This window comes from Candidatus Zixiibacteriota bacterium, from assembly GCA_034003725.1.
GTDB lineage: Bacteria > Zixibacteria > MSB-5A5 > GN15 > FEB-12 > WJMS01.
In genome coordinates this window covers 160,581-167,882 of the sequence record JAVEYB010000009.1, presented here as the reverse complement: position 1 = coordinate 167,882, position 7,302 = coordinate 160,581, and the positions used below count along the sequence as shown (strand labels likewise).

At 60.2% G+C, this 7,302-nt stretch carries 7 protein-coding genes, 1 tRNA gene and 1 other RNA gene; 5 read left to right on the top strand and 4 right to left on the bottom strand.

Features of this window, described 5'->3' with window-relative positions; all coding sequences use genetic code 11:
• Positions 1-118: 118 nt before the first annotated feature.
• Positions 119-517 (top strand): hypothetical protein, encoded by a 399-nt coding sequence (locus tag RBT76_11510; protein ID MDX9858409.1) that lies wholly within the window; start codon positions 119-121, stop codon positions 515-517.
• Between the two features lie 54 nt (positions 518-571).
• Here the strand turns inward: RBT76_11510 and RBT76_11505 are convergent, their stop codons facing one another.
• The 4 genes from RBT76_11505 to RBT76_11490 form a co-directional block, all read right to left on the bottom strand.
• A complete protein-coding gene (locus tag RBT76_11505) occupies positions 572-1,135 on the bottom strand; it encodes a hypothetical protein (protein ID MDX9858408.1) in 564 nt (187 codons plus the stop codon).
• A gap of 71 nt (positions 1,136-1,206) precedes the next feature.
• Complete coding sequence (locus RBT76_11500) at positions 1,207-1,578, bottom strand: VOC family protein (protein ID MDX9858407.1); 372 nt, start codon at positions 1,576-1,578, stop codon at positions 1,207-1,209.
• 214 nt (positions 1,579-1,792) lie between these two features.
• Positions 1,793-2,058: signal recognition particle sRNA large type (gene ffs, locus RBT76_11495), an RNA gene on the bottom strand.
• Between the two features lie 9 nt (positions 2,059-2,067).
• Positions 2,068-2,143 (bottom strand) — tRNA-Ala (locus RBT76_11490).
• A 448-nt stretch (positions 2,144-2,591) separates the two neighbouring features.
• On the opposite strand from RBT76_11490, the gene dnaX reads away from it, so the two are divergent.
• The 4 genes from dnaX to RBT76_11470 are packed head-to-tail and all read left to right on the top strand — an operon-like array spanning position 2,592 to position 7,294.
• Positions 2,592-4,283 carry a DNA polymerase III subunit gamma/tau gene (gene dnaX, locus RBT76_11485; GenBank protein MDX9858406.1) on the top strand — a complete coding sequence of 564 codons (1,692 nt, stop codon included), beginning with the start codon at positions 2,592-2,594 and terminating at the stop codon, positions 4,281-4,283.
• A gap of 34 nt (positions 4,284-4,317) precedes the next feature.
• Positions 4,318-4,644 carry a YbaB/EbfC family nucleoid-associated protein gene (locus tag RBT76_11480; GenBank protein ID MDX9858405.1) on the top strand — a complete coding sequence of 109 codons (327 nt, stop codon included), beginning with the start codon at positions 4,318-4,320 and terminating at the stop codon, positions 4,642-4,644.
• Positions 4,645-4,656: 12 nt separating this feature from the next.
• Positions 4,657-5,253 carry a recombination mediator RecR gene (recR, locus tag RBT76_11475; protein ID MDX9858404.1) on the top strand — a complete coding sequence of 199 codons (597 nt, stop codon included), beginning with the start codon at positions 4,657-4,659 and terminating at the stop codon, positions 5,251-5,253.
• Between the two features lie 10 nt (positions 5,254-5,263).
• The gene (locus RBT76_11470) at positions 5,264-7,294 is read left to right on the top strand and encodes a hypothetical protein (protein MDX9858403.1); all 2,031 of its coding nucleotides are present in this window, start codon (positions 5,264-5,266) and stop codon (positions 7,292-7,294) included.
• Positions 7,295-7,302 lie beyond the last annotated feature (8 nt).

Below are 7,302 nucleotides of genomic sequence, written 5' to 3'. Positions count from 1 at the left end.
CACGGAGATCTTTCGTTTGGTAGGTTGGTTCACCGTGACCTAGGTCACGGGCACGGAGATTTTTCGTTTGGGAGGATGGTTCACCGTGACCTAGGTCACGGGCACGGAGATTTTTCGTTTGGTAGGTTGGTTCACCGTGACCAAGGTCACGGGCACGGAGATTTTTCGTTTGGGAGGTTGGTTCACCGTGACCGAGGTCACGGGCACGGAGATCTTTCGTTTGGGAGGCTGGTTCACCGTGACCGAGGTCACGGGCACGGAGATTTTTCGTTTGGGAGGTTGGTTCACCGTGACCAAGGTCACGGGCACGGAGATTTTTCGTTTGGGAGGCTGGTTCACCGTGACCGAGGTCACGGGCACGGAGATCTTTCGTTTGGGAGGTGCGCTCACCGTGACCAAGGTCACGGGCACGGCACGCTTCCCGGATGGTGGTTTGCACGAGCGCGGACACCGAACGCCGTATAGTTGCCACAGGTGTGCAGGAGCAAGGAATGAGAACCCAGATTCGTGTTCGTGATTACAATTCAAGTTGGAGCATCACAGTGTGTCGGACTACTTTCAGTCCGAGCCGTTACCGGGTCAAGAGGTAACCTGCGCTTGCAGCTGCAATGATAGTCAGGATCGCGAAATATCTCCGGTATCGGGCGTAACGCCGCCACCGTGTCGTCAGCAATCCGTGAACGAGCATGCTGATGCAATTGCCCAGCGCGTACATGAGGGCTCCGATGGCAAGTCCGGTCAACGCCCGGGAGGACAACGAGATAACGAGAAACACAAACATCGACGCAACAAAAAGCACCACAGTGAAACCACCATGGGAGGTCGGATACGGGGGGTTGGTTGATGACTTCCAGTCTGCCAGATCGACATCGACCGTCCCACCAGCATGGAAGATGAAGTCGGAGGTCAGCGGAACAAATTCGGAGATACCCGTGCCGGACATCACCAGAAGTACGTGGACGTAGTCGTTCGCGAATTCAAGGAAACTCACCTCCAGAACGTAGTCTCCGGACTCTGTCGCCATATCGAAAGACTTTCGATAATCTTTACCGAGAGAGTGGAGTTCTTCGAAGCTCTTTGCAGACCACTGTCGGGCCTCGTCGAGAAGCAGCCTCCGACCTTCTTCCTCGCTCATGTTGTTTCCAACCTTTTAGTTCAAATCTCGCGTCAGACAAGGCTAATGGAAAGATCCGTCGTCAAGCCGGATTACACGTGCTGGTCGACGAGGATCGGGTTGCCATCGGGGTCGACCGTAGTGAAGTACCCCGGGCCGGTGGTGGATTCGTCGGCCTCGACCGTCATGGTCACGCCTTTCGCTTTCAGTTGCTTCTGCAGCTCGCGGACATCGGTGAAGGAGTCGAGCTTTCGGGCGCTGGAGTCCCAGCCGGGGTTGAAGGTGAGGATGTTTTTATCGAACATGCCCTGGAAGAGGCCGATTTTGACCTCGCCGTTTTTCATGACGAGCCAGTTCTGTTCGATATTGCCGCTGACGGCGGTGAATCCGAATTTCTCATAGAAGGCTTTTGAGGTGTGGATGTCTTTGACGGTGAGGCTGATGGAGAAGTTTCCGAGTTGCATGGGTGGTCTCCTTGTGTGATATCTCTTATGCGACTTGTGTGTTAATCGTGGCTACCGAAACAGGATGAGTGTCGTTCATTCCCACCGCAGAGCGGTGGGGTACTCGTGGTTCATTCCCACCGCAGAGCGGTGGGGTGCTCGAAAGTTACCTCGGAGTGCAGGGCTACGGATGCAAAAACCCCTCGCGGATGTGCGAGGGGTTTTGGGAATTTACGTGTGCACCCACCGTCGAGCCGCAACCACGACAGCCATCGAACAGCCAGCTCAAACCGGGCGAACCCGCAACACACACGAGTCACTCTCTACCGCTGCTACCTTCCGGTCCTGACGGGGTTCAAAAGCCTCATGTTGTACGGGACCCGATCATCAACACCGCTTACCCGCTGTCTGCACGCGATCCACAAACCCTCGGGTGGGAATTCAACCCCGGTATAGCGGGTTCCGGGTTACAGGGCACCGCTAGCTCCCCGTCTAGCACACGATCAAATCTGGTGGAGCCGGCCGGGATCGAACCGGCGGCCTTCGCATTGCGAACGCGACGCTCTCCCAACTGAGCTACGGCCCCATCGAATTCTGCGTCCGAACTCGTGGTGTCAGGCGGGGTCGCCTGACACCACGCGCTCGGCTGTGCGCTTTTCGAGCTTGAACGATAACAGATCGAACTCCGGCCGCCAAGCGGTTTTTTCGGGCTTCCCTTGATCGTGTAGAACCCACAGCCCGCCGCGGCGGGTGGGCGACCGTCTGATAGTCGGCCACTTGCGTGGGGGGGCTGTCAGGCGGGGTCGCCTGACAGCACGGAAAGAGGCGAGGTCACCTGACAGCACGGAAAGAGGCGGGGTCGCCTGACAGCACGGAAAGAGGCGAGGTCACCTGACAGCACGGAAAGAGGCGGGGTCGCCTGACAGCACGGAAAGAGGCGAGGTCGCGTGACAGTGCGCTTTTCAGTCCAGCCCGCAGCTGCCGGGCAAAATATGATTTCGGGGTCGGCCGGGATTTTCGTATATTGGCGGACCATGAGCTATCTGGTACTAGCCCGAAAATACAGACCGCAATCATTTGACGAGGTGGTGGCGCAGGAGCATGTCACCCGGACGCTTCGTAACGCCATAAAAAACAACAAGATAGGGTCCGGGTACTTGTTCTGCGGGCCGCGCGGGACGGGAAAAACGACAGTCGCCCGGCTTCTGGCCAAGGCCATCAATTGCGTTCATGGTCCGACCGATACGCCGTGCGGGACGTGTCCGGCCTGTGTCGAGATTACTTCGGGGTCATCGCTGGACGTGCTCGAGATCGACGCGGCCTCGAATACGGGAGTGGACGACGTACGGCAGCTTCGGGAAAACGTGCGCTACCTGCCGACCTCGGGACTGAAGCGGATTTACATTATCGACGAAGTTCATCGGTTGTCCGGTTCGGCGTTTGATGCGCTGCTCAAGACGCTCGAGGAGCCGCCGTCGCACGTGGTGTTCATGTTCGCGACGACGGAGCCGGTCAAGGTGCCGGATACGATTCATTCGCGGACGCAGCGTTTTGATTTTCGTCGTGTGTCGATTGACGACCTTGCCCGGCATCTGGGGGATATCGCCGCAAAGGAGGGGTTTGCGGCCGACGAGGCGGCGCTGAAGATGATTGCGCGGAAGGCCGACGGGTCGGTGCGGGATTCGCTGTCGCTTCTGGACCAGGTGTCGGCGTTTGCGGGCGACCGGGTGACGGAGCAGGACGTGATCAGCGCGCTGGGTCTGGTCGACCGGGCGTTTTTGTTCGAGTACACGCGGTCGGTGGCGGAATCGGACCGACGGGCCGTACTCAGGCTGACGCGGCAGTTGTTTGACAGCGGCGTGGATGTGGCCGATTTCGTGCAGGAATTGCTGGAGCACCTTCGGCAACTGATGATCCTGCAGAGCGACCCGGAGGGGCTGGATATTCTCGCGATATCGGAAAGCGAGCAGCCGGTGTATGAGGAGCAGGCCAAATACTTCACGACCGGCGATTTGCTTCGCATGATAAAGATTCTCGGCGAGTTGAACGCGGATCTCAAGAGCGGCCTGGACGAACGGCTGCTGATCGAGGTGGCGGGCGTAAAGATGGCGGAGATGGAATCGACCGTTCGTTTCGAGGACATCCTCGCGCAGCTTCAGGCAGGGGCGGTCCCGTCGCCGCCGCCGTCGGGCGGCACGGACCTGTTCGGCTCGGCTCAAAAAAAAAATCCTGAACCGGCCGCGGTAAGCGCCGTGCCGCAGTCGCGGCCGCCGGCAGTACCGTCGGAGCCAACCGAGTCGCGCTCGGTGACATTCGTACGGCGGGCGCCGAATCTGGCGCAGGTCAAAGCGGAATGGGACGGCTTTTTGACGCGGCTTCGGAGCGACAACCCGATGGTGGCGTCGCAGCTGGGCATGGCGCGGATCCGGTCGGTCGCGGACAGCAGTATCGAGCTGGTGTTTTCCAGTTCCGAGGACGCATCGATGCAACTCGTCCAAAAGCAGGAGAACCTCGGGCTCATCACGCGGACGCTGCAACGGCATTTCGGGTATAACCTGACGGTGACGTTTGCGGTTGACAACACGGCGGATCAGACCGTACCGGATGAGATACCGCGACGGGTGAAAAAGGAAGACGCCGACAGGCTGATCGAGAAATCCGAGCGGCTTCGCAGTCTGCTGGAGAAGGTCGACGGAGAGATAATCGGCATTCGAAAAGTGGAATGAGAGCAAGTGTGACCATACAGCAAAGGAGCACGGCATGGGACGCGGCGGACTTGGCGATATGATGAAGCAAATGCAGAAGATGCAGGCCAAGATGGAAGAGATGCAGGCGGAACTGGAGCGGACCGAGGTTGAAGGGTCGTCCGGGGGCGGCATGGTGAAGGTGGTCTGCAACGGGAAGTCCGACGTATTGTCGATCGCGATCGATCCGGAAGTGGTGGACAAGGATGATGTCGAGATGCTGCAGGATCTGATAATCGCGGCGATCAACCAGGCCCGGGAGAAGGTGCAGGAGCTGCAGGCGCAGCAGATGTCATCGCTGACGGGCGGCATGAACATTCCCGGCCTCAACCTTCCATTCTGAGCACACAGGACGATGTTTGAATCGGCGGGATCGGTAGAGCGGCTCATCAACCGGCTGGCGCGGCTTCCGGGGATCGGGCGCAAGACAGCGGCGCGGCTGGCGTTCCATATCCTCAAATCGTCGAAGGAAGAGGCGATGGAGCTGGCGGAGGCGATCCAGGAGGTCAAGGAGCGGGTGGGGTTCTGCTCGACCTGTTTTAATATATCAGAGACCGACCCGTGTTCGCTATGTACCGACGCCCGGCGGCAGCGGGATGTAATCTGCGTGGTTGAAGAGGCCGCGGATCTTTCGGTGCTGATGAAGGTGGAGGGGTTCAACGGGCTGTTTCACGTGCTGGGGGGGCGGCTCTCCCCGCTTGACGGAATTGGTCCGGATGATCTGCACATGCAGGAGCTGATGGCGCGGCTGACGGGGGACGTCAAAGAAGTCATCATTGCGACCAATCCGAATGTCGAGGGGGAAGCGACAGCGGCGTACCTGTCTCGGCTGATCAGGCCGCTGGGGATAACGGTCACGAGGATTGCGCGGGGACTGCCGGTGGGGTCCGATCTCGAGTATGCCGATGCCATCACGCTGGCGCGGGCGCTCGAGGGCCGGCAGAACTATTAGAGAGTCATCTATGTCCACCGGGAAGCGGGCAGGGACGCTGGGGGCGTTGGCCGGGCTGATCGCGCTGTTTGTCGCGGGGCGCTGGCTGGGGCTACATCTTTTCACCAACAACTGGTCATTCGTTCATTGGAGCCACCTGCCGTGGTATTTCGGTCCGCTGTGGGTGGCTGCGGTCGCAGGCGCCTGCATTGTCGCTTATCGGTATGCAGATAGTCTGGACCGGGCGGCCGGTACGACGCGCCGGCGTCTGGCAGTGGCGGCGGGGTTGCTTCTGGCGTTGTGGCTGTTTCGTTTTGATTCATTCGTATTCTCCGGCGCCAACACGCGGATCGGGGAGATTGCGCATGCCGAGCGGATCGGGGGCGTGGTGGTCTATCGGTGGTTCGAGTTCGGCGCCATGCTGCTGGCCGATCAGTTTCACTGTCTGCTGACGAGTTTGGGGATGGAGACAACGCGCGCCGGCGTGCTGGTGTGGCAGGTTATCGGTTTTGTCGGTGCGATGTTGTCCCTGGCTGCCGCGTGGCGGCTGGCGAGCGTGTTGACCGACGACGCGACGCGTCGAGTCTGGCTGGCTATACTCGCGTTTTTCGGACCGCAGACGCTGTTATATTTCGGGTATATCGGCGTTGAGTCGATAATTGTCGCGTTCTCCATGTGGGTGGGGGCGCTGGCGGTTGAATCGGCGATGACGGGAAACACGCGGCGGCTGGTGACGACGTGGCTGATTCTGATTGTCGGGGTGATGTTCCACAGCGCTCTTGCGTACCTGATACCTGCCGTACTCTACGTGTCGCTGGTCGTGCTGGTCGGGAAGGGTCGCGCGACGGCCTTGAGTCTCGTTGCTGCCGGGGCTTCGCTGGTGGCGCTGACAGTGGCGCTGTACATGCGGGCCGGGAGTTCGCTCGAGGTCGCATCGCAGGTTCTTTTTCTCGACGGCAAGAAGCCGTTCGGTGATTATGGATTGTTCTCCGCCCGGCATATCGGTGATTACGTCCAACTGCTGTTTCTTGCAGCTCCGCTGGTGGTGCTGTACAAGTGGATTGCCATTCGCAGGCTGCGGGAGTTCCGCAGCGACGCGGCTGTCGTGGCAGCATGGCTGGCGGCCGCCGGTGGCGCGATTTTGGTGTTCGTTCTTGACCCGGTGCACAGCATGCCGCTCGATCTCCCCCGGTTTGCGGCCTACCTCGCCCCGGTGAGCCTGGCGACCGCAGCGCTTCTGGGGTCATCGACGGTGGGGGTTTTGCCCGTGCGGCAGGTGGCGGCGGTCGCGGCGGTGGCTGTTATACTGCCGACGGCCTATCTACCGGTTTACGTCAACCTCGACCGGACGGACAGGGCGGTGGAGCCATATGTGTCGGCGCACCCGGGGTACTATCAGTCTGTAGCGATCGCCTTTCGCGATGCGCATTTTTATCGTCGGGACTTCGCCCGGGCCTCCGAATGGGAGCAGCAGCTTTCGACGCAGTCGGAAGCGTTCATTCATTTGCAGGGGTGTTTGTTTCTGGCGGGCAGCGGGCGCAGCGACGAGGCGATTCCGCGCCTGTACCAGTTGATCGCGGGGTATCCGTTCTGGTGGGAGCCACGGGCGGTGCTGGCACGCACCCAGCTGTCGATGGGGCAGCCTCACCTGGCGAGGCCGCAGATCGACTCGACTCTTCTATTGGAGCCGTACAATCGGGAGGCGCTGGTGCTGCGCTACGAATACTATCGGACGCTGGGCAAGCCGGACAGCGCGCTCGATGCGCTGGAGTATGCGCGACGGTACTTTCCCGCGGACACGTTCATCATGACCGACCGGATGTTATTGACGCTTCGCACCGGGGATTATCGGACGTCGGATTCACTGGCCACGGACCGCCTCACGCAGGATTCACTTCATGCGCACGCCTGGTATGTCAAAGGGGTGCTGGCGGACCGGGCAGGGCTGGCGACCGATGCGATTTACTTCTACGGCAGGTTTCTCGATATCGGGCCCGCCGATCCGGACACGACACGGGTGCGGCGGCGGATGGAAACGCTCAAGACGGCCTTGCAGCCGTGAGGGAACAG

What these genes read in the sequence shown, in the direction of transcription:
- dnaX (MDX9858406.1), top strand. Translation starts at nt 2,592, where the DNA reads ATGAGCTATCTGGTACTAGCCCGAAAATACAGACCGCAATCATTTGAC.
- RBT76_11480 (MDX9858405.1), top strand. Translation starts at nt 4,318, where the DNA reads ATGGGACGCGGCGGACTTGGCGATATGATGAAGCAAATGCAGAAGATG.
- RBT76_11500 (MDX9858407.1), bottom strand. Translation starts at nt 1,578, where the DNA reads ATGCAACTCGGAAACTTCTCCATCAGCCTCACCGTCAAAGACATCCAC.
- RBT76_11505 (MDX9858408.1), bottom strand. Translation starts at nt 1,135, where the DNA reads ATGAGCGAGGAAGAAGGTCGGAGGCTGCTTCTCGACGAGGCCCGACAG.
- RBT76_11470 (MDX9858403.1), top strand. Translation starts at nt 5,264, where the DNA reads ATGTCCACCGGGAAGCGGGCAGGGACGCTGGGGGCGTTGGCCGGGCTG.
- recR (MDX9858404.1), top strand. Translation starts at nt 4,657, where the DNA reads ATGTTTGAATCGGCGGGATCGGTAGAGCGGCTCATCAACCGGCTGGCG.